15 protein-coding genes and 1 pseudogene are annotated in these 21,348 nt (G+C 71.4%); 6 read left to right on the top strand and 10 right to left on the bottom strand.

From position 1 onward, the window contains the following. Positions 1 to 2: 2 nt before the first annotated feature. From K9S39_RS28820 to iolC, 9 genes and pseudogenes are all read right to left on the bottom strand, one after another. Positions 3 to 905 carry an ABC transporter permease gene (locus K9S39_RS28820; protein WP_248866268.1) on the bottom strand — a complete coding sequence of 301 codons (903 nt, stop codon included), beginning with the start codon at positions 903 to 905 and terminating at the stop codon, positions 3 to 5. Then, positions 902 to 3,793 (bottom strand): alpha/beta fold hydrolase, encoded by a 2,892-nt coding sequence (locus K9S39_RS28815; RefSeq protein ID WP_248866267.1) that lies wholly within the window; start codon positions 3,791 to 3,793, stop codon positions 902 to 904. Before K9S39_RS28815 ends, K9S39_RS28820 begins: the two co-directional genes overlap by 4 nt. Before the next feature lie 155 nt (positions 3,794 to 3,948). Further along, positions 3,949 to 4,490, bottom strand: a pseudogene (locus K9S39_RS28810) (GNAT family N-acetyltransferase). 242 nt (positions 4,491 to 4,732) lie between these two features. Further along, positions 4,733 to 5,863, bottom strand: a complete 1,131-nt coding sequence (locus K9S39_RS28805) for a hypothetical protein (RefSeq protein ID WP_248866266.1) — start codon at positions 5,861 to 5,863, stop codon at positions 4,733 to 4,735. Between the two features lie 231 nt (positions 5,864 to 6,094). Beyond that, positions 6,095 to 7,588, bottom strand: a complete 1,494-nt coding sequence (locus tag K9S39_RS28800; RefSeq protein ID WP_248866265.1) for a CoA-acylating methylmalonate-semialdehyde dehydrogenase — start codon at positions 7,586 to 7,588, stop codon at positions 6,095 to 6,097. A gap of 33 nt (positions 7,589 to 7,621) precedes the next feature. Further along, positions 7,622 to 9,505 (bottom strand): 3D-(3,5/4)-trihydroxycyclohexane-1,2-dione acylhydrolase (decyclizing), encoded by a 1,884-nt coding sequence (gene iolD / locus K9S39_RS28795; RefSeq protein ID WP_248866264.1) that lies wholly within the window; start codon positions 9,503 to 9,505, stop codon positions 7,622 to 7,624. Further along, positions 9,502 to 10,440 carry a 5-deoxy-glucuronate isomerase gene (gene iolB, locus K9S39_RS28790; protein ID WP_248866263.1) on the bottom strand — a complete coding sequence of 313 codons (939 nt, stop codon included), beginning with the start codon at positions 10,438 to 10,440 and terminating at the stop codon, positions 9,502 to 9,504. Before iolB ends, iolD begins: the two co-directional genes overlap by 4 nt. A 178-nt stretch (positions 10,441 to 10,618) precedes the next feature. Then, positions 10,619 to 11,506 carry a Cgl0159 family (beta/alpha)8-fold protein gene (locus tag K9S39_RS28785; RefSeq protein WP_248866262.1) on the bottom strand — a complete coding sequence of 296 codons (888 nt, stop codon included), beginning with the start codon at positions 11,504 to 11,506 and terminating at the stop codon, positions 10,619 to 10,621. 180 nt (positions 11,507 to 11,686) lie between these two features. Then, positions 11,687 to 12,679 (bottom strand): 5-dehydro-2-deoxygluconokinase, encoded by a 993-nt coding sequence (gene iolC, locus K9S39_RS28780; RefSeq protein ID WP_248866261.1) that lies wholly within the window; start codon positions 12,677 to 12,679, stop codon positions 11,687 to 11,689. A 429-nt stretch (positions 12,680 to 13,108) separates the two neighbouring features. Between iolC and K9S39_RS28775 the strand changes: the two genes are divergently transcribed. From K9S39_RS28775 to K9S39_RS28755, 5 genes are all read left to right on the top strand, one after another. Beyond that, positions 13,109 to 14,029: a sugar phosphate isomerase/epimerase family protein gene (locus tag K9S39_RS28775; protein WP_248866260.1), complete on the top strand. Its 921-nt coding sequence runs from the start codon at positions 13,109 to 13,111 to the stop codon at positions 14,027 to 14,029. Positions 14,030 to 14,346: 317 nt separating this feature from the next. Next, positions 14,347 to 15,405 carry a Gfo/Idh/MocA family protein gene (locus tag K9S39_RS28770; protein ID WP_248866259.1) on the top strand — a complete coding sequence of 353 codons (1,059 nt, stop codon included), beginning with the start codon at positions 14,347 to 14,349 and terminating at the stop codon, positions 15,403 to 15,405. Between the two features lie 2 nt (positions 15,406 to 15,407). After that, on the top strand, positions 15,408 to 16,865 hold the full coding sequence (locus K9S39_RS28765) for a sugar porter family MFS transporter (RefSeq protein WP_248866258.1): 1,458 nt from the start codon (positions 15,408 to 15,410) through the stop codon (positions 16,863 to 16,865). Positions 16,866 to 17,225: 360 nt separating this feature from the next. Further along, the gene (locus K9S39_RS28760) at positions 17,226 to 17,432 is read left to right on the top strand and encodes a helix-turn-helix transcriptional regulator (protein WP_248866257.1); all 207 of its coding nucleotides are present in this window, start codon (positions 17,226 to 17,228) and stop codon (positions 17,430 to 17,432) included. 390 nt (positions 17,433 to 17,822) lie between these two features. Further along, positions 17,823 to 18,782, top strand: a complete 960-nt coding sequence (locus tag K9S39_RS28755; RefSeq protein ID WP_248866256.1) for a 2-dehydropantoate 2-reductase — start codon at positions 17,823 to 17,825, stop codon at positions 18,780 to 18,782. A 57-nt stretch (positions 18,783 to 18,839) separates the two neighbouring features. Here K9S39_RS28755 and K9S39_RS28750 read toward each other — a convergent pair whose 3' ends face one another. Continuing rightward, complete coding sequence (locus tag K9S39_RS28750; RefSeq protein ID WP_248866255.1) at positions 18,840 to 19,973, bottom strand: LacI family DNA-binding transcriptional regulator; 1,134 nt, start codon at positions 19,971 to 19,973, stop codon at positions 18,840 to 18,842. A 277-nt stretch (positions 19,974 to 20,250) separates the two neighbouring features. Here K9S39_RS28750 and K9S39_RS28745 point away from each other — a divergent pair, with 277 nt between their 5' ends. Then, a complete protein-coding gene (locus K9S39_RS28745; protein ID WP_248866254.1) occupies positions 20,251 to 21,312 on the top strand; it encodes a Gfo/Idh/MocA family protein in 1,062 nt (353 codons plus the stop codon). Positions 21,313 to 21,348: the final 36 nt, after the last annotated feature.

The raw sequence follows: 21,348 nt of genomic DNA, 5'->3' as shown, positions 1-21,348 counted from the left end.
CGCTACGACACCACGTCCTTCTTCGCGAACCCCCGGAAGGCCATCGCGACCAGCACCACCGCGTAGGCCACCGAGACCGCCGAGCCCTGGAGCATGCCGGACCACTCCATCTGGGGCTGCAGCGCGTCCGCCCATGCGTACTGCCAGTGGGCGGGCAGGAAGTCGCGCGCGTCTTCGAGGGCCGTGACCTGGTCGAGGACATTGCCGACGATGGTCAGGCCGACGGCGCCGCCCACCGCGCCGAGGGGTGCGTCGGTCACCGTCGACAGCCAGAACGCCAGGGCCGCGGTGACCAACTGGCTGATGAAGATATAGCCGACGACCAGGGCCAGCCGCGGCACCGCGTCGCCCGCGGACAGCGCACCCCCGGTGGGCAGTTGGAGCGGGCCCCAGCCGTACGCGGCGGTGCCCACACCCAGCGCCACCAGCGGCAGCAGCACCATTGCGGCGGCGCTGAACAGCAGCCCGACGGTGAGCTTGCTCAGCAACAGCCGGGCGCGTGGGACCGGCGCGGCGAGCAGATAGCGCAGCGAGGACCAGCCGGCCTCCGAGGCGACCGTGTCGCCGCAGAACAGCGCCACCGGGACGACCAGCAGAAAGCCCGCGGAGACGAACAGCGCGGTGGCGGCGAAGTTGGCGCCGGAGGCGGTGGCGGTGTCCATCAACGTGACCCGGCCGTTGCCGCGGCTGCTCGGGTCGCCGCCCATCGCGAACGCCGTGACCAGCACGAACGGCAGCAGCGTCAGGATCGCCGCGATCACCAGCGTGCGGCGCCGCCTGAACTGGCGCAGCGCTTCGACGCGCAGCGGGAGGGTGCGTCGCGCCCGGTAGCCGGACGCGGCGGATACCGGCGGCCGGGACGGCGAGGACGCCGGCCCCGGGGCGGCTGTCTCCGTGGGGCTCATCGGGCGTCACCGCCGATCAGGGTGAGGAACGCGTCCTCCAGGCGGCGGTGCGGGCCGACACGGTCCACGGGGATCTCCATCCGGATGAGGTCGGCGAGCAGTCGGGGCGTGCCGCCCGGTTCGGCGAGGCGTACCAGCAGGCCCTCTTCGGCGCGGACGGCGGAGACGACGCCGGGCAGCGCGCCGACTTTCTCCCACAGCGTGTCGGACAGCGGCTCCGCTCCCGCGACACCGACCAGCACGGTGTCGCCGGAGCCGACTATCTCGGCGACCGGGCCCGCCTGGACGAGCCGTCCGCGGTCCATGACGACCAGGTGCGTACAGCTCTGCTCGACCTCGGAGAGGAGGTGGCTGGAGACGATGACGGTGCGTCCGGCGGCGGCGTAACGGATCATCACGTCGCGCATTTCGCGGATCTGCGGCGGGTCCAGCCCGTTGGTGGGCTCGTCGAGGATCAGCAGATCCGGGAGGCCGAGCATGGCCTGGGCGATGGCGAGGCGCTGCCGCATGCCCTGGGAGTAGGTACGGACGGCGCGTTGCAGGGCGTCACCGAGGCCGGCGATCTCCAGCGCCTCGTCGATGTGGGCGTCGGCGGCGGGCCGTCCGGTGGCCTGCCAGTACAGGTCGAGGTTGGCCCGGCCGGACAGATGCGGCAGGAAGCCGGCACCCTCGACGAACGCGCCGACCCGGGAGAGCACCGGCGCACCGGGCCGGATCGCCTGCCCGAAAATCCGGATCTCACCGTCGTCGGGCCGGATCAGGCCCATCAGCATCCGCAGCGTGGTGGTCTTGCCGGCGCCGTTGGGCCCCAGCAGCCCCAGTACCTGCCCCTTCTCCACCCGGAACGACAGCTCCCGGACGGCATACCTGTCGGCGGACCTGGCGTACCGCTTGCTCAGACCGGTGATCTGCAGCGGAACGTCGGCGAGCGCCGGGTCGGGGGCGGGCGTCGCGGTCCGGCGCCGGGCGGTGAACAGGAGCAGCGCGGCGATCAGGACGGCCACGGCGGGCAGGCCCCAGGTCCAGGCGGGCAGCGGAGCGGCCGCGTTGCGCACCTGGGGTGCGGTGGGCACGGCGAGTTCCCCGGCGGTCCTACGGGCGGGGGCGGGGGTGTCCGCGGTGGTGGCCGGCGGAGCGCCGTCCTCCAGGGAGACGGTGTAGGTGGCGGGTTCGGTGGGCGAGGCGTAGCCGAGGTCGGTCGCGGAGAGCACCAGCCGCATACGGTGGCCGGCCGCGAAGCCATGGTCGACGGCGGGAAGGTGGAGGCGGATGCGCCGGCCGCCGCCCTTGCCCGCCTCAGCGTCCTTGGTTTGCCCGGCGTTTTCGACCCGGTACGGGGTGACGAGCTGGGACGGCAGCACCTGGCGGCGGCCGTCCGGGCCGACGTCGTAGAGCTTGGCGAAGAACACCGCGTCCGGCGAACTGGCGGCCACCCGTACGGTGACGGCGGGGCTGCCGGTGAGACGCACCGGGGTGCGCAGCGGTGCCGAGTCGAAGTGGGCGTACTGGCCCGGGAAGTCGAGGGAGAGACCACCTGCGCCCAGGGCGGAGAGATTGCCGAGCGCGCCCGTACCGGGCACCGCGGAGATGGCGGGCGGTCCCGCGCCGGCCGGATTGGCGAACTTCTGCGCGCGGCCGGTGAGCCGCACCCGCCGCGGCGCGTTGTCCAGTCCGGTGTAGCGGTCCGCGCTCGCACCGCGCAGCCGCACCGTGCCGTCGGTGGAGTCCACTCCCCCGCTGCGGCTGACCCGGAACGCGGGCCCGGTGTCCGCGCTCTTGTCGCCCTTCAGATACCGGTCGAACCATGCGGTGGTACGCGCCTGGACCCGTGCGGTCTCGCGGTCCCCGCCGTCGTGTCCGCCGGCGATCCAGTCGACGTCAACGGGGGCGCCGTTCTTGCTGATCGCCCGTTGCATGGCGTCGGCCTGGCCGAGGGGGAACAGCGAGTCGGACTGGCCCTGCGTGATCAGGGTCGGCACCTTGATGCGGTCGCCGACGGCGGACGGGCTGCGGGCCTCAAGGAGTTCACGGGCCGCGGCGTCCGGCTTGCCGGAGACGGCGACCCGCTCGTACATCGTGCACAGATCGGTCTGGAACCTTCCGCAGCCGCCGGAGGACGTGGGGTCGGCGGGGCCGGTGGGGCCAGCAGGGGCTGTGCCGGTGGGAGCCTCGGTACTGCCGGAAGCACCCGTGGGAGCGTCCGAGGGAGCCCCCGCCGCACCCGTGGGAGCGCCCGCCGCACCCGTGGTGAAGAAGATCCCTGCCCACAGCTTCTTGAACACACCGTTGGGGAACAGTGCGTCGGCCAGATTCCAGTAGGTGATCTGCGGGGCGATGGCGTCGACCCGCTTGTCGTAGCCGGCCGCCAGCAGCGAGATCGCGCCACCGTACGAGGCGCCGGCGACGCCCACCCGGGGATCGCCGGTCTTGTCGAGCCGCACCTCGGGACGCTTCGCCAGCCAGTCGATCAGCCGGCTGACATCGGCCACCTCGCCGTCCGGTGCGTTGAGCCCGATCTTCCCGGTCGACTTCCCGAAGCCCCGTGCCGACCACGTCAGCACCGCATAGCCGTTCCGGGCCAGTTGCTCGGCCTGCGCACGGACGTCGTTCTTGCTGCCGCCGAAGCCATGGCCGAGCAGCACGGCGGGGCGACGCGCACCGGATCCGCCCTTCCCGGTGTCCCCGGCGGAATCCGCGGTGAAGAAGGAGGTGTCGATCCGCACCTCCTTCTTGCCGCCGGGCGTCTCGGGCATCGTGAGGCGCCGGTCCTCGCGGTGCACCGCGGGTGCGGTGTCCGAGGAGACGGCAGCCCAGGTGCCGCCTCCGATGAGTACGGCCAGGGCGCCCGCGGCCGCATACAGCTTCCGCCCGCGCAGTCGGAGATCCATACGCGAATCCTAGGTACGGCCCGGGGCGGGCGCCCCGTCCACCGGGCTGAACCGCACGACCTCCCAGCGAAGTACCGACTGCGGGGCCCGTACCGCATCCGTGGTACGGCCCCCGGCCGGAATCGCCCGGCACAGGCCCGGGAACAGTCCCAGGATCAGCCGTCGTGCGGCTCCGGCGCCGTGGCGCCGTACCGGGCGGTCCTGCCGTCGCTGCTCCGGCGCTCCAGTCCGGCCTTCTCCAGGACGCGGCAGGACGCGGGGTTCGTCAGCTCCACATCGGCGTGCACGGTGTGCACACCCGGCGCGGTGAAGGCGAACTCCACGAGGGCCCGGACCGCCTCGGTGGCGTAGCCGCGGCCCCGCCGGGACGGCACGATGCCATAGCCGAACTCCAGGCAGCCGTCACTCGGCGGCCAGAACAGCCCGATGGAGCCGACCACCAGGCCGCTCGCCGCTCGACGATCCGCCGCTGGCCGTACTCGCCGAGCGCATCCGGCCGTTCGGCGAGGAGACCGGCGATGACGCGGTCGCCCTCGGCGGGGAAACCGTCGGCCCAGTGCGTCCGTCGTACGTCGGCGAGGACCGCGGCGATCTCGTCGCCGGACCATGACACCAGCGCGAGACGGGCGGTCAGCAGATCCGTACCGGCCCGGGAACAGGAAAGGGAAGAGGAGGAAGGGGAAAAGGCGGATGACACGTCGACACTCCTGGTCGTTTCCGAACGACCGGGCCGCGCTCTCGCGAGCCTGTCTTGTCCCGTCTCGGCTCAGGCGGCGGCCCGGACAAGGGCATGCTGACGAGGGGCCTGGCGGGCCATATGCATCAGCCTCCCTTGTCTCAACGGTGATCGAGTGATTGTCCCAATGGAATCAGGCCCTGCCCCGACGGTCTCCACCGGGGCAGGCCTGACACTCGGCACCAGGGCCGACAAGGCTGACCTCAGTACTGCGGCGGCCCGAAACCACCGCCCTGCGGGGGCCCCTGCGGAGGCGGCGGGGCGACGGGCGGGGCCATCGGCGGGCCCTGCTGGGGCATCGGCGGGCCCTGCTGCCAGGAGGCCGGCGGCGGGCCCTGGGGACCGGGAACGAAACCAGGGGCGGGGAACGTCGGCAGCTGGGCCGGGGGTTGCCAGGCGGGGGCGACCGGCTCGCCCTTGCCCATCAGGGCGAGCATCGCCAGGGAGCCGAGCAGATCCAGGAAGAGCTGGATGTGGTTGATGACGCTCAGGCCCGGTGCGTACTCGCTCAGTTGGAACAGCACGTCGTGACCGGCCAGCACGATCGTGGTCACCAGAGCCTTCGGCAGCAGCAGTGCCGCGAGGCCGATGGCCAGACCGCGCGCCGCACAGCCGCGCATCAGGCAGTTCAGGCCGGCGATCGCGGTCAACGCGAGCAAGACCAGTGAGTACCACCCGGGGGACAGGTCCAGCAGGAACGTGAGGGTTCCCTTGCCGAGGTAGAGCGCGGAGAACGAGTCGACGCCGTTCTGCACCAGCACGTAAATGTGCCAGGCCAGGTAGCACAGCGCCATCGCGCCGAGCACCAGGCCGGACACCGTGCCCGCCGCCTTGCCCGGCCGCATCGGCGGATCGCTGGGAGTCGCCCGGGGCCAGGCGCGCATTCCGGCGAGCAGCACGATGGCCGCGCAGAAGGCGAGGAAGGCCAGCGCCAGGCTGTTCAGGAAGACGGCGAGAAAAGTCGCCGAGTTCCGGTCGACGTTCGAGACGAAATAGCGTGTGAGGTCGGTGGAATTGCCGGTGCTGATCATGACCTGCACGCCGGTCGCGAAGGTCAGCGTGGTGGCGACGGCGAGCAGACCGCCGGCCGTGCGCCGCGCGGCGAAGGCGGCGATCGTGGCGCTCAGCTGCACGATGGCCATGCCGAGCACCAGCGGGTTGGTGACCGCGTCGGTGCCCGGCTTGCGGTCCCCGAGCCAGGACTCCCAGACGCCCGCCATCCCGAAGGTGCTGAGATCGACGCCCAGCCAATAGGCGGAGTTGAGGAAGAACAACGCGCAGAACACCCCACCGGTGATCCGCGCGCCCTTGGCCAGCGCCATACTTTGCTGCATTTCGTCCCCCGGTCTTCTCGGTACGCCAGCGAGGGAGCACGGTAGCAACGCTCCGGCCGACGGTCTCACCCGCGTGCACGGCGCCGCCGAACCGGCTCCGTGCGGCGGGCGGGTCCCGTCCCGCTGCCGACGGGGGTCCGGCAGCGGGACGGGACCGTGGCCCCTGGCGAGGCCCTGCCGGTGGCTCAAGCCCTGCCGGTGGCTCAAGCCCTGTCAGTGGCTCAAGCCCTGTCAGTGGTTGCGGGGGAAGCCCAGGTTGATGCCGCCGTCCGCCGGGTCGGGCCAGCGAGTGGTGACGACCTTGCCCCGGGTGTAGAAGTGCACACCGTCGTTGCCGTAGATGTGGTGGTCGCCGAAGAGGGAGTCCTTCCAGCCACCGAACGAGTGGTAGCCGACGGGCACCGGGATCGGGACGTTCACGCCGACCATGCCGGCCTCGGCCTCCAGCTGGAAGCGGCGGGCCGCGCCGCCGTCGCGGGTGAAGATCGCGGTGCCGTTGCCCCAGGGCGAGGCGTTCATCAGGGCGATGGCCTCGTCGTAGGTCTCCACACGGACGACGGACAGCACCGGGCCGAAGATCTCGTCACGGTAGGCGTCCATCTCGGGCGTGACGTGGTCGAGGAGCGAGACGCCGATCCAGTGGCCGTCCTCATAGCCCTCGACGGTGTAGCCGATGCCGTCGATGACGACATCGGCGCCCTGGGCCGCGGCGCCCTCGACATACGAGGCGACCTTGTCACGGTGGGCCTTGGTGATCAGCGGGCCCATCTCGGAGGCCGGGTCGTCGCCGGGACCGATCCGCAGCTTGTCGGCGCGCTCCTTGATCTTGCCGATCAGCGGGTCGGCGGTGTCCCCCACCGCGACGACGACGGAGATCGCCATACAGCGCTCGCCGGCCGAGCCGTACGCGGCGTTGATCGCGGAGTCGGCGGCCAGGTCGAGATCGGCGTCCGGCAGCACCAGCATGTGGTTCTTGGCGCCGCCCAGCGCCTGCACCCGCTTGCCGTTGGCGGTGCCGGTGGTGTGGATGTACCGGGCGATGGGGGTGGAGCCGACGAAGGAGACCGCGGCGACATCCGGGTGCTCCAGGATCGCGTCGACGGCCACCTTGTCGCCGTTGACGATGTTGAGGACGCCATCCGGCAGCCCCGCCTCGGCGGCCAGCTCGGCGAGCCGGAAGGCGGCGCTGGGCACCTTCTCGCTCGGCTTGAGGACGAAGGTGTTCCCGCAGGCGACGGCCAGCGGGAACATCCACATCGGCACCATGGCGGGGAAGTTGAACGGCGTGATGCCGGCCACGACGCCCAGGGACTGACGGATCGCGGCGACATCCACCCGGGTGGACACCTGGGTGGACAGCTCGCCCTTGAGCTTCTCGGGGACACCGCAGGCCAGCTCGACGATCTCCAGACCGCGGGCGACCTCGCCGAGCGCGTCGGAGTGCACCTTGCCGTGCTCGGCGGTGATCAGCGCGGCGATCTCCTCGCGGTGCGCGTCGATCAGCTCGCGGTACCGGAACAGCACCGAGGTGCGCTTGGCCAGGGAGCTGGTGCCCCAGCTGCGGAAGGCTTCCTTGGCGGCGGCGACCGCGGCGTCGACCTCGCCCACGGAGGCGAAGGCGACCTGCTTCTCCTGGGCGCCGGTGGCCGGGTTGTAGACCGGCCCGTAGTTGCCGGAGACGCCCTCGACGGGCTTGCCGCCGATCCAGTGGCTGATGGTCTTCATGCGGGGCCTTTCTGGGTGACGAGCGGGCTGGGGTCAGAGGTGGCGGCGGCGTCCGGCGGCGTGACGGTCGTAGGTCTCACGGGCGGCGACCGCCGCAGGTCGCGTCGCGGTCTCGGCGACGGGGACATCCCACCAGGCTTGGGCGGCCGGCGCGCCCGGCACAGTGTCAGCAGTTTCGGTCTCGACATAGACACATGTGGGGCGGTCCGAGGAACGTGCCTCGGCCAGCGCGGCACGCAGCTCACCGACCGTGGCGGCGCGCAGCACCCGCATACCGAGCGAGGCGGCGTTGGCGGCGAGATCGACGGGCAGCGGCGCGCCCGTATACGTCCCGTCCTTGGCGCGGAAGCGGTAGTCGGTGCCGAAGCGCTCACCTCCGGTCTCCTGGGAGAGCCCGCCGATGGACGCGTAGCCGTGGTTCTGGATGAGGACGAGATTGATGTTGACGCCCTCCTGGACCGCGGTGACGATCTCGGTGGGGTTCATCAGATATGTACCGTCACCGACGAGCGCCCACACCGGCCGGCCGGGAGCCGCCATCCGGACCCCGATGGCGGCCGGGATCTCATAGCCCATACAGGAGTAGCCGTATTCGAGGTGGTACTGCCTGCGGGACCGGGCACGCCAGAGTTTGTGCAGGTCACCGGGGAGGGAACCGGCGGCGTTGAGCACGATGTCGGTGTCGTCGACGAGGGCGTCCAGGGCACCGAGGACCTGGGTCTGGGACGGGCGCACGGAATCGTCCGCGGCGCCGTAGGCGGCATCCACCCGGCGCTCCCACTCTTCCTTGGCGGCGCGGTAGCCCGCTTCGTACGCCGCGTCGACGCGGTGGCCGGCCAGGGCCTCGGTGAGCGCTTCGAGACCGGCCCGCGCGTCGGCGACGAGGGCGCTCGCGCCGAGCTTGTGGGAGTCGAAGGCGGCGATGTTGAGGTTGAGGAAGCGCACCTCGGGCGCGGCGAAGAGGGTGGCGGAGGCGGTGGTGAAGTCGGTGTAGCGGGTGCCGACGCCGATGATCAGGTCGGCCTCGCGGGCGAGGGCGTCGGCGGTGGCGGTGCCGGTGTGGCCGATGCCGCCGATGTCTGCGGGGTGGTCGTGGCGCAGCGAGCCCTTGCCGGCCTGGGTGGAGGCGACGGGGATGCCGGTGGCGTCGGCGAAGGCGCGCAGCGCGTCCTCGGCCTCGCTGTGGTGGACGCCGCCGCCCGCGATGAGAAGCGGTCGGCGGGCGCCGCGGACGGCCCGTGCGGCGTCGGCGAGAGCGGCGGCGTCCGGGGCGGGGCGGGACACCCGCCAGACGCGGTCGGTGAAGAACTCCTCGGGCCATTCGTACGCCTCGGCCTGGACGTCCTGCGGCATGGCGAGGGTGACGGCACCGGTGTCGACGGGGTCGGCGAGCACCCGCATGGCCTGGAGGGCGGCGGGGATCAGCGCCTCGGGGCGGGTGACGCGGTCGAAGTAGCGGGACACCGGGCGCAGCGCGTCATTGACCGATACGTCGCCGGCATAGGGGACTTCGAGCTGCTGGAGCACCGGGTCGGCGGGGCGGGTGGCGAAGATGTCGCCGGGCAGTAGCAGCACCGGGAGGCGGTTGACGGTGGCGAGCGCGGCGCCGGTGACGAGGTTGGTGGCGCCCGGCCCGATGGAGGTGGTGACGGCGTGCGCGGAGAGCCGGTCGGACTGCCGGGCGTAGCCGACGGCGGCGTGCACCATGGCCTGTTCGTTGCGGCCCTGGAGGTAGGGCAGCGCGTCGCCGGATTCCAGGAGCGCCTGGCCGATCCCGGCCACATTGCCATGGCCGAAGATGCCCCAGCAGGCGTTGATCAGGCGGTGTCGGCGGCCGTCCCGCTCGGTGTACTGGTGGGCGAGGAACTCGACCAGGGCCTGCGCGACGGTGAGACGGCGGGTCTTCGGGGCGGTCATCGAGGGTCTCCTGCGGGAGCGTCGTAGAGCGGGAGTCGGGGGTCGACGGGCTGATCGGGCCAGGTGGCGCGGATCCAGCCGTGGTCGGGGTGGTCGCAGATCAGCCACTCCCGGGTGGCGGCGGGGCCGGCCATGACGTTGAGGTAGTACATGTCGTGTCCCGGGGCGGCGATGGACGGGCCGTGCCAGCCGTCGGGGATCAGCACCGCGTCACCGCTGTGGACTTCGGCGAGAACGTCCGTACCGCGGCCGTGCCCGGAGGGGCTGACGCGCTGGTAGCCCAGGCCCGGCTTGCCGCGCCCGCTGGGAGCGGCCGCGGCGGCGATCTCGAAGTAGTAGATCTCTTCGAGCTCGGCCTCCTCCCCGGGGCGGCACTCGTCGTGCTTGTGCGGCGGGTAGGAGGACCAGTTGCCGCCGGGGGTGAGCACTTCGACCGCGATGAGCTTGTCGCACTCGAATCCCTGGCCGGCACCGCCGCCGGCGGGGGCCGCCGCGAAGTTGTTGACCTGACGGGAGCAGTTGCCGGTGCCGCGCAGTTCCACGGGGACGGCGGACGCCGGCCCGTAGCGGGCCGGGAGCCGCCGGGTGCACCGGGCGCCGGTCAGCGCGAACCGTCCGCCCGCCCCGCTGGCGATCTGCACATGGGCGTCCCGCGGCACATACGCGAAGTCCGTCACCCCGCTGAACACGCTCTCCCGGCCGGTCAGTTCGAACGTCTCGCCGCTGTCGGTCAGGACCGTGCAGCCGCCGGAGAGGGGCAGCACGATCCATTCGCTGTCTCCGGTGGCGAGGGAGTGATGGCTGCCGGGCGGCAGCTCCAGGACGCGGAGGGAGGAGTACCCCCAGCCGGCCCGCTTCGGATCGATGTCGAGGGCGTACGGTCCGTCGACCGCCCGCCCCGCCTTGATGTGGAATTCCGAGGTCTCAGCGTTCATAACTGCAAGTCTCCTACTCGCCACTGACAGTCAACGAAATCCGGCCGGTTGAAACGCAATCCGGCCGGTTGAGCGGAGCCGAAGCGGATCGGAACCGGTGCGACCGGCCCGCCCAGCACCGACGGCAGCCGTGGCAGCCATGGCTCCGATCGGCACCGGCCGGCACGGGCCGGACCGGTCAGAGCAGCCCGACGGCGGTGTCCACGGCGGCCGCGACGTCTCCGTCGGCCGGGTAGAGCAGGGAGCGGCCGACGACCAGTCCCTGCACGGTCGGCAGCCGCAGCGCCTTGCGCCACTTCTCATAGGCGACTTCCTGGTCCTGGACGGTGGTGCCGATGTCGCCGCCGAGCAGCACCGTCGGAAGTGTCGAGGCGTCGCACACTTGAGCCATCGCGTCGGGGTCGTCGGTGACCGGCAGCTTCAGCCAGGTGTACGCGGAGGTGCCGCCGAGGCCGGAGGCGATGGCCACCGAGCGGAGGACGGCCTCCGCGCCGAGGTCGTTGCGGACCTTGCCGTTGACGCGACGGGAGAGGAACGGTTCGACGAAGACGGGAAGTTCGCGCTCGGCCATCGCGTCGATGGCGCGCGCGGTGGCCTCCAGAGTGGCCAGCGAACCGGGGTCGTCGTAGTCGATACGGAGCAGCAGCTTGCCGGCGTCGAAGCGGAGCCGGGCGAGGTCCTCGGGGCGATGGCCGGTGAACCGGTCGTCCAGCTCGAAGGCGGCGCCCGCGAGGCCGCCCCGGTTCATCGAGCCCATGACGACCTTGCCTTCGAGGGCGCCGAGGAGCAGCAGGTCCTCCAGGATGTCGGCGGTGGCGAGGACGCCGTCCACGCCGGGCCGGGACAGCGCGAGCACCAGGCGTTCGAGCAGGTCGAGGCGGTTGGCCATGGCGAGCCGCCGGTCGCCGACGGCGAGCGCGCCGCGAGCCGGGTGGTCGGCGGCGACGATCATCAGCCGGCCGCTGTCGCCGATGAGCGGGCGACGGGTGCGGCGGGCGGCGGCCTCCGCGATCGCTTCGGGGTGCCGGGCCCGCAGCGTCGCAAGGTCACTGATCCGAGGGGTCAAGGCGTAACTCACCTTCTTGAGGCCACAGATGCGGCGGGCGCGACAGCTGCGGCGGACGATGCGGGCATGGCCAGGGCGGCCCTCGCCCTCATAAGCGCACCCATGAGCACGCCCGTAGGGCCACCCACGAGGCCCCCGCAGGGACATTCACAAGGCCCCCCATAGGCACATCCACGGGAATCACCACTCCGCGAGGAACGCGTCGACCTCGGCGGCCGTCGGCATCGCGGAGGAACAGGCGAGCCGGGAAGCGACGATGGCTCCGGCGGCGTTGGCGTAACGCATCATCGGTTCCAGTTCCCAGCCGCCGAGCAGGCCGTGGCAGAGCGAGCCGCCGAACGAGTCGCCGGCGCCCAGGCCGTTGACGACCTCGACGGGGGTGGGCGGGACCTCGGCGGTTCGGCCGTCCCGGTGGACGGCGAGCACCCCCTTGGGTCCCTGCTTGATGACGGCCAGCTCCACGCCCATGTCCAGCAGCGCCCGGGCGCACGCCTCGGGGTCCCGCACTCCGGTCGCGACCTCGGCCTCGTCGACGTTGCCGACCGCGACGGTGGCATGCCGGAGGGCCGCTTCGTAGTACGGGCGGGCGGCGGCCATCGCGGCGACGCCGGACGTGCCGCCGTCCTTGGAGGCACCGCCCTCACCGCCCCAGAACATCGGCCGCCAGTCGAGGTCGAAGACGGTGACGCCCGCCTTGGCACGGGCCTCCAGCGCGGCGAGGGTGGCACTGCGGCTGGGCTCCTCGCACAGCCCGGTGCCGGTGATCCAGAAGATACGGGCCGCCCGGATGGCGTCCTGGTCCAGCTCCTCGGGGCGGATGACCAGATCGGGGGCCTTGGGACGGCGGTAGAAGTAGAGCGGGAAGTCGTCCGGCGGAAAGATCTCACAGAAGGTGACCGGCGTCGGGTAGGCGTCCACCGGGGTCACCCAGCGGTCGTCCACGCCGAAGTCGCGCAGCGCCTGGTGAAGGTAGTCGCCGAACGGGTCGCGCCCGGTGCGGCTGATGACGGCGCAGCGGCGGCCGAGCCGGGCGGCGGCGACCGCGACATTGGTGGCGGAGCCGCCGAGGAACTTCCCGAATGTCTCCACTCGTGCCAGCGGCACGCCGATGTCCAGCGGGTAGATGTCCACTCCGATGCGACCCATCGTGATGAGGTCGTACGGCTCGGTCATATGCGCCCCTTCGGTCGGGCCGGCGCGGCAGGTTCGGATTCGACAGGTTCCGATTCGGCGGGTACGGATCCGGCGGGTTCGGCTCTGCGCACAGGTCTAACCGGGCGGATCAGACCCTGTCAACAGTTTGTCCTTACATTATGACGTACGCGACCACCAGGAGCCCCAAGGGTCACCCGAAACCCATCCAACCCCTCTCACACCCCACTACCCCACTACCCCAGCAACCCCAATACCTCCAACATCCCCACCATTCCCATCCGCCTTTAAATCCACCAAGCCCACCAAACTCCACCAATCCACATCAAACTCTTGTCCTTATGTCAGGACGAAGTCTTGACACTCCCCGGGGTGACAGAGAGGCTGTGCCCCACAACTCGACCCCCGCGCCTTCCCGGTCACCGTCGACCGCGAGAGGAGAGCCGCAGCATGTCCGCACCCCGTGCCGTTGCGCCCGTTCTGGACCACATTCGCGTCGGTTCCGCCCCCGACTCCTGGGGCGTCTGGTTTCCCGATGACGAGCAGCAGGTCCCGTGGCAGCGCTTCCTCGACGAGGTCGCCGAGGCCGCCTACGAGTGGATCGAACTCGGCCCGTACGGCTACCTCCCGACCGACCCGGCCGTGCTCCGCGACGAGCTCGCCCCCCGGGAACTGAAGGTCTCGGCCGGCACGATCTTCACCTCGATGCATCACGGCCCCGCCACCTGGGACAAAACCTGGGCGCACGTCTCCGAAGTCGCCACGCTCACCCAGGCGATGGGCGCCAAGCACCTCGTCGTGATCCCGTCCTTCTGGCGGGACGACAAGACCGCCGAGGAGATCGAGCCGCGCGAGCTGACCGTCGAACAGTGGCAGCACCTGACCACCGGCATGGAACGGCTCGGCAAGACCGTGCAGGACGAGTTCGGGCTGGAGATCGTCGTGCACCCGCACGCCGACACCCACATCGACACCGAGGAGCACGTCGGGCGCTTCCTCGACGCGACCGACTCACGCCTGGTCAACCTCTGCCTGGACACCGGCCATTACGCCTACTGCGGCGGCGACAGCGTCAAACTGATCCGCACCTACGGCGAGCGGATCGGCTATCTGCACCTCAAGCAGGTCGACCCGGACATCCTCGCCGAGGTCGTCGCCAAGGGGACGCCGTTCGGGCCCGCCGTCAAGCAGGGCGTGATGTGCGAGCCGCCGCTCGGCGTGCCCGCGCTGCCGCCCGTCCTGGAGGCCGCCCAGGCGCTGAACGTCGACCTCTTCGCCATCGTCGAGCAGGACATGTACCCCTGCCCGCCCGACCAGCCCTTCCCCATCGCCCAGCGCACCCGCCGCTTGCTCAGCTCCTGCGGCGCGTGAGCCGACCGAGCCGCCGCGGATCGGCTTGACTACGCGTCATGCGGCCCGCCTCCCTCGCGCCACACTCCGCCTCACGCCACACACCCGCCTCGCGTCTCGCACCCGCCTCGCGATACTCCCTTCCTTCGCGCCCCCGGCTCCGCGATACCCCCTCCTGTCTTCTCGGTGCCCCCTTCCCGGTGCCTCGCGACGCCCCGGTGTGCCTGCGCCGCCTCCTTGTACTCCGGCAACGATTACGGAGAGTAATTCGTTCCCGGAGTTCGCCACTCGTCACGCTCAGTACACGTAAGAAGGAAAAGAAGGGTGAAGAGGACTAGATGACCTCGGACGACATGACTTCGCACGGACGGTCCGGGCCCGCGCACGGGACACTCGGTGTGGCCGTCATCGGCACCGGCCGGATGGGTGCCGACCACGTACGCCGGATCAACGACGTGATCAGCGGCGCCCGGGTCGCGGCGGTCGTCGACATCGACGCGGACCGGATCGGCCACCTCGCCGCCGGCATCGAGGGGTGTACCCCGTACACGGACCCGACTGCCGCCATGGACGACCCCGGCGTGAACGCCGTCCTGATCGCCTCCCCCGGGCCCGCCCACGAGGCCGCGCTGCTCGACGCGTTCGCCCGTGACCTCCCCGTCCTGTGCGAGAAGCCACTGACACCGGATCCGGCCTCCGCGCTCCGTGTCCTGGAGGCCGAGCAGAAGCTGGGCCACCGCCGCGTCCAGGTCGGCTTCATGCGCCGCTACGACGCCGACTACCTCACCCTCAAATCCCTGCTGGACAAGGGTGCCTACGGCCGCCCGCTGATGCTGCACAACAAGCACCGCAACGCCGACACACCCCCCGGCTTCACCAACGCGATGATGATCCACGACTCTGTGGTGCATGAGATCGATGTGACCCGCTGGCTGCTGGACGAGGAGATCGCGGCGGTCCGCGTGCTGCGCCCGGCACCCACCGGCAACGCTCCGGACGGGCTCAGCGACCCGCAACTGATCCTCTTCGAGACCGCGGCGGGACAGGTCGTCGACACCGAACTCTTCGTCAACTGCGGCTTCGGCTACCAGGTCAGCTGCGAGGCGGTCTGCGAGAGCGGCACCGCCCGGATCGGCGACGACCGCGGTGTGTTCGTCAATACGGCCGGCCACTGGGGCGGCTCGATCACCCCCGGTTTCGTCGAGCGCTTTGAGGAGGCGTACGACCGGCAGGTGCAGCGCTGGGTGGACGCCACCCGCCGCGGCGAGGTCGAGGGCCCGAGCTGCTGGGACGGCTATGCGGCGGCCGCAGTGTGTGAGGCGGGCGTCCGGGCCCAGGCCACCGGGGAGCGCGTCACGGTCGACCTGATCGAGCGGCCCGCGCTGTACGAGCGCTGACGATGACCGCCCCGACCGGCCAGAGGACGCCCTCCGCCATATCCGAGAACATCCCGGCCCGCCGCCCCTCCGCACGCCACGCCAAGCGCTTCATCGTCGCCATCGCCGCCATCGCCGCGCTGGGCGGCGCCCTCTTCGGCTACGACACCGGAGTGGTCTCCGGCGCCCTCCCCTTCATGGAGAGCCACTTCGGCCTGACCTCTCTGGGTGAGGGCATCATCACCAGCGCGCTGCTGATCGGCGCGGCCTTCGGCTCGCTGGCCGGCGGCCGGATGTCCGACGCGCTGGGGCGGCGCAACTCCCTGCTGTGGGCGGGCGCGGTGTTCATCGGCGGCGCGCTGGCCGTCGCGCTCGCGCCCACCGTCCCGTTCATGGCCGTCGCGCGCTTCGTCCTCGGCCTGGCCGTCGGCAGCGCTTCCGTCATCACCCCGCTGTATCTGTCGGAGATCGCACCACCCCACATCCGCGGCCGACTGGTCTCCTTCAACTCCCTGATGATCGTCAGTGGCCAGCTGCTGGCGTACCTCATCAACGCCGTCCTGGCCCACTGGGAAGCCTGGCGGTGGATGCTCGGGCTCGCCGCGCTGCCCGCCGTGGCCCTGTTCGTCGGTCTCTTCTTCCTGCCCGACACCCCGCGCTGGTACATCAGCAAGGGACGTCCGGACGAAGCCGCCCGGGTGCTCCGTCGGACCCTTCCCGCCGAGGACGTCGCCGCCGAGCTGGCCCGTATCGAGCACGCCCGCAGCCTGGAGGCCGACGCGCGGCGCGGGGCCTGGCGGGAACTGCGCACCCCTTGGGTACGCCGACTGCTGCTGGTCGGCATGGGTCTGGCGACCGTTCAGCAGATCACCGGCGTCAACGCCGTCATCTACTTCGCACCCAAGATCCTCTCCGCCACGGGTCTGGGTACCAACGCCGCGATCACCGCGACCATCGCCGTCGGCGTCATCTCCGTTCTCGCCACGGCGGCCGGGATGTCGCTGATCGACCGGGTGGGCCGACGGCCGATGCTGCTCACCGGCCTGTCCGGGATGACGGTCTCGCTGGCCCTGCTCGGCGCGTCCTTCCAGTTGCCGCACGCCACGGCCGTCAGCTACCTCGTGCTCGGCCTGATGGTCCTCTACCTGGCCTTTATGCAGGCCACTCTCAACACCGGCGTCTGGCTGCTGCTGGCCGAGATGTTCCCGCTCAGGGTCCGCGGACTGGCCATGGGTGCCGCGGTGTTCGTGATGTGGCTGGTCAACTTCGGCGTGGCGCTGACCTTCCCGCTGCTGCTGGACGCGCTCGGCGCCGGCGTCACGTTCTGGCTGTTCGGGGCCATGTGCGTGCTGTCGCTGCTGTTCTGCAAGCGCTACGCACCGGAGACGAGGGGGCTGGCCCTGGAGGACCTGGAGGACGAGCTGCGCAAGGCGGACAAGGCGCGGACGGCGGACAAGGCGCGGACGGCGGCGTCCGGCTGAAGAGCCGCTTCGACGGGCAACCACCACCGATCGCGCACCACCACCTCACAGCACCACCGCACCGCTGCACCACCGCATCGGCGCATCCCCCGGCCCGCCGCATCACTCCTCGCCTCCGCACCACCTGCGCGGAGGTCGGCCTTCGGCTGAGGACCGGCTCGCCACATGTCTGTCACAGCCGTCCTGCCGTCGTCACGGCTGTCACCATTGCGCGCGCCTTCCGTCACAAGCGATCAACAGCCCCTCCTCGCCGGTCACTGAGAGTCGTTGTCCGGGCACAGGGTGATCATTACGCCGTACGCAGCCCCCGCCGGCTTCCCCTGACCGGCTCTGCGGACGGCGCTCAGGAGGTGCGTAGAGATGACCGACCGGAGGCTCTGGTCGTACAAGGAGATCGCCGCGCATATCCAGGTGCAGCCGGACACCGTGCGCTCGTACCGCAAGCACGGGCACCTGCCGGAACCGGACCTGGTGGAGAGCGGCAAACCCTACTGGTTCGCCGACACCGTCAGAGCCTGGGTGGCGCGCCGACCCGGCCATCGCGGCCGGCGTGAGGGGGTGGACTGAGCCTCTGAACCGAACCGGTGGACCGAACCGGTGGACCGAACCGGTGAACCGAACCGGTGAACCGAACCGGTGAACCGAACCGGTGAACCGAACCGGTGAACCGAACCGGTGAACCGAACCGGTGAACCGAACCGGTGAACGGGGCCGGTGGACCGAACCGGTGAACTGATCCGGTAGGGCGGTCCGCCGCCCCTGAAACCACTGCACCTGAAACCACTGCCCCTGGATCCGCTTCCCCTCGGGGCCGTAGACGTAGGCCCCGCGCCCGACCGGCGTGGGGCCGACGCGCGTCCCAGGGCCGCGCCGTCCGGGGACCTGCCCCGTCGTCCGGCCTGACCTCCCGCCGCGTTGCCCCGCGCGCACCGCCGCCCCGGGGCCTACTCTCGTCGCATGCCTCAGATACCGCAGGTGCCCGAGACGCCGCAGGCGCCCCAGACATCCCAGGCCCCGGCGGCCGGCCGGATCGCCGTGATCGGCGCCGGCGCGATCGGCGGTTACGCCGCAGCCCTCGCCCACTGGGCGGGCCTCGACGTCACCCTGTGCGTACGCAGCCCCCTGGACGGCCTCACCATCGAGAGCGGCGATACGGTCCGGACCGCGGCGGTACGTGTCGCCACGGATCCCGCGCAGGTGGGGCCCGTCGACTGGGTGCTGCTGACCACCAAGGCGCAGGACACTCCGAGTGCCGAGGGCTGGCTGCGGCGGCTGTGCGGCCCCGGCACCGCCGTCGCCGTCCTGCAGAACGGCGTCGGCCTGGAGGAGCGGGTGGCCCCGTACGCCCCCGAGGGCACCCCGATCCTGCCCACCATCGTCTATATCTCCGCCGAACGCCTCGCGCCCGGCCGGATCCTGCACCATGTCGCCAGCGAACTGCATGTCCCCGAAGGTCCGTTGGCCGACCGGTTCGCCGCCCTGCTGGCCGGCAGTGAGCTGCGGGTGCGGCCGGTCGCCGACTTCGTCACCGCCGCGTGGCGCAAGCTGTTCACCAACCTCGCGGCCAACCCCGTCACCGCCCTGCTCCAGCAGCGGATCGGTGTCTTCGCCGACCCCGAGGTGGCCGGTCTGGCGCGCGACCTGCTTCACGAGGCCGCCGCCGTAGCGCGTGCCGAGGGCGCGGACATCGGCGAGCGGGACGTCGAAGGGACCCTGGAGCTCTATGCCCTGGCGCCGCCCGACGGTGGTTCCTCGATGCTCTACGACCGGCTCGCGGGCCGTCCGCTGGAGCATGAGTACATCACCGGTGCGGTGGTCAGGGCCGGCGAACGGCACGGTATCGGCACACCGTTGAACCGGATGCTGCTGATCCTGTTGCGCGCGATCGACCGCGAACTGCGGGAGAGCGCCTCTTAGAGGGCACCTCCTAGAGGGTGCCTTTTATAGGCGGACGGCCAGGGCAGAGAGCATCTCTTAGACGGACGGGCGCTGCTCTTCCTGGGCCCGCCGAGGCGGGGCCGTCGATCCCCTGATCTCCAGTCCCGGGGCGACGAGTTGGTGGCCGGCCGGCGCGTCGGGGTGCTCCATCCGGTCCAGCAGACAGCGCGCGGCCCGCCGGCCGACCTCGTGGCTGGCGTTGTTCACCGAGTTCAGCCAGAGGTGCCGGATACGGGAGAGGTAGGTGTTGTCGTAGCCGACGAGGGAGAGGTCGGCGGGCACGGCCAGGCCCAGCTCCTCGGCGGCGGACAGCGCGCCGACGCAGGAGATGTCGTTGAACGCGAGGACGGCGGTGGGGCGTTCGGCGCCGCGGGCCGGATCGAGCAGCCGGACGGCGGCGCGGTAGCCGCCTTCCTCGGTGGCGTCGCCGGACTCCACGACGGCGCCCGCCGCCAGCCCATGGGCGCGCATGGCCGCCTCGAAGCCGCGCCGGCGCAGCTCGCCCACCAGGCCCTGTCCGGCGATATGGGCGATGCGGCGGTGGCCGAGGCCGATGAGGTGCTCGGTGGCGAGCCGGGCGCCGCGCTCGTCGTCGTTGGCGACGATGTCGGCCCGCGCCAGCCGGGGTCCGTGGTTGCCGGCGATGACGGTCGGCAGCCGCTCGGCGACCTCGGCGAGTCCCGCGGTGTCCGGCAGGGTGCCGACGACGACGATGCCGTCGACCCGCAGCTCCTGGAACGTGCGGGCGAAGTCCTGCCCGGCCCGCCGGTCGAGCCGCCCGTCGGCCATGAGCATCCGCAGACCGTGCGCGTGCAGCAGCGAGTTCAGGCCGTCGAGAACCTCGACGAACCAGGGGTTGCGCATGTCGTTGAGGAGCACACCGACGGTGTGCGTACGGCGCGCGACGAGACTGCGGGCTGCGGCGTTCGGCCGGTAGTCCAGCTCCTCGATCGCGTCCAGCACGGCCTGCCGCTTGGTGTCGCTGACTCGTGGCGAGCCCTGCAGCACCAGTGACACCAGCGATTTGGAGACGCCCGCGCGCTCGGCGACACCACGGATCGTCGGGGGCCGCCCGGCACCCGGCCGTTCCGTACGGGACTGCCCATTGTCCGGCCGCCCATGGGCCCGCTCATCGGGCCGCGTGTCGAGGCGTTCGTTGGACCGTTCCATGGCTGGAGATCCTTCCACTGGGGCAGGTCGGCGTCAACGCACGGCAACGGCGGGGGCGACACCGGGAAACGACCGCCCTGCAGAAGGGTTGACATGCGGACATACGGACATGCAGGGTTCCCGGGACGCACTTGTTGGACCGTTCCAACAATGCCCCCATGGGCCACTCCCCAAGCCCCTCCCTCCCCAACGCCCCAACGCCCCAACGCTCCCCTCTCCCCTCTCCCCTCTCCCCTCTCCCCTCTCCCCTCTCCCCTCTCCCTGGAAGGATCGAGGCATGAAGATCGGTCTGATCGGCACCGGGCGCATCGGCGCGTTCCACGCCGGGACCCTCCGGAACGTCCCCGGCGTCACGGACATCGTGGTCGCGGATGTGGACGCCGCGCGCGCCGCGTCGCTGGCGGACACCCTCGGCGTACGAGCCGCGGCCGGTATCGAGGAGATGTACGCGGACGGCCTGGACGGCGTGGTGATCACCGCCGCCACCAGCGCCCACGCCACGCTGATCCACCAGGCCCTGGACGCCGAGGTCCCGGTGTTCTGCGAGAAGCCGGTCGCGCTGGACGTCGCGGGCACCATCGGCGTCGTGGAGCGCGCGCAGGCCGGCACCGTGCCCGTACAGATCGGCTTCCAGCGGCGCTTCGACGTGGGCTACCGCGCCGCCCGCGAGGCGCTGCGCTCCGGCGAACTGGGCTGGGTGCACACCCTGCGCGCGTGCACCAGCGACCAGACCCCGCCGCCTGCCGGCTATATCCCCACCTCCGGCGGGCTGTTCCGGGACTGCAGCATCCATGACTTCGACATCCTGCGCTGGCTCACGGGCCGTGAGGTGGTCTCGGTCTACGCCCAGGGCGCCAACCGCGGTGCGTCGTTCTTCTCCGAGGGGGGCGACGTCGACACCTGTGCGGCGCTGCTGCGCTTCGACGATGACACCCTGGCCACCGTCACCGCGACCCGCTACAACGGCGCGGGCCATGACGTCCGGCTGGAGGTATGCGGCTCCGAGGGTGCCCGCATCGTGGGGCTGGACGACCGCGCGCCGCTGCCGTCGGCGGAGCCGAAGCCGTCGTGGCAGAGGTCGGCCAGCCCGTACGCCACGTTCATGGAGCGCTTCCATGACGCGTACGTCACCGAGCTGGGCGTCTTCGTCGATGTCGCCGCCGGCCGTACGCCGAGCCCCTGTTCGCCCGCCGAGGCGCTGGAGGCGCTGTACGTCGCCGAGGCATGCGAACGCTCGCGGCGAACCGGTCAGCCGGTCGCTGTCGCCGACGTACGCGTCACCGGCAGCGCCACCGGCAGCCCCGGGTCCGGCCACGGCGGCGCGGTCCTGGGCACATGACCGGTCTCGCCCGTACCGCCGGTCGTACCGCCGGTA

It is taken from the genome of Streptomyces halobius (genome assembly GCF_023277745.1).
In the GTDB taxonomy this organism is placed as follows: Bacteria; Actinomycetota; Actinomycetes; order Streptomycetales; family Streptomycetaceae; genus Streptomyces; species Streptomyces halobius.
Note: the sequence above shows the minus strand (reverse complement) of the source record. Positions and strands in the feature narration are given on the sequence as shown.

Coding starts and splice junctions, on each gene's coding strand:
- iolC (WP_248866261.1), bottom strand. CDS start 12,679: ATGACCGAGCCGTACGACCTCATCACGATGGGTCGCATCGGAGTGGAC.
- K9S39_RS28750 (WP_248866255.1), bottom strand. CDS start 19,973: ATGGAACGGTCCAACGAACGCCTCGACACGCGGCCCGATGAGCGGGCC.
- K9S39_RS28800 (WP_248866265.1), bottom strand. CDS start 7,588: ATGAAGACCATCAGCCACTGGATCGGCGGCAAGCCCGTCGAGGGCGTC.
- K9S39_RS28770 (WP_248866259.1), top strand. CDS start 14,347: ATGACCTCGGACGACATGACTTCGCACGGACGGTCCGGGCCCGCGCAC.
- K9S39_RS28805 (WP_248866266.1), bottom strand. CDS start 5,863: ATGCAGCAAAGTATGGCGCTGGCCAAGGGCGCGCGGATCACCGGTGGG.
- K9S39_RS28755 (WP_248866256.1), top strand. CDS start 17,823: ATGCCTCAGATACCGCAGGTGCCCGAGACGCCGCAGGCGCCCCAGACA.
- K9S39_RS28745 (WP_248866254.1), top strand. CDS start 20,251: ATGAAGATCGGTCTGATCGGCACCGGGCGCATCGGCGCGTTCCACGCC.
- iolD (WP_248866264.1), bottom strand. CDS start 9,505: ATGACCGCCCCGAAGACCCGCCGTCTCACCGTCGCGCAGGCCCTGGTC.
- K9S39_RS28820 (WP_248866268.1), bottom strand. CDS start 905: ATGAGCCCCACGGAGACAGCCGCCCCGGGGCCGGCGTCCTCGCCGTCC.
- K9S39_RS28775 (WP_248866260.1), top strand. CDS start 13,109: ATGTCCGCACCCCGTGCCGTTGCGCCCGTTCTGGACCACATTCGCGTC.
- K9S39_RS28765 (WP_248866258.1), top strand. CDS start 15,408: ATGACCGCCCCGACCGGCCAGAGGACGCCCTCCGCCATATCCGAGAAC.
- K9S39_RS28815 (WP_248866267.1), bottom strand. CDS start 3,793: ATGGATCTCCGACTGCGCGGGCGGAAGCTGTATGCGGCCGCGGGCGCC.
- K9S39_RS28760 (WP_248866257.1), top strand. CDS start 17,226: ATGACCGACCGGAGGCTCTGGTCGTACAAGGAGATCGCCGCGCATATC.
- iolB (WP_248866263.1), bottom strand. CDS start 10,440: ATGAACGCTGAGACCTCGGAATTCCACATCAAGGCGGGGCGGGCGGTC.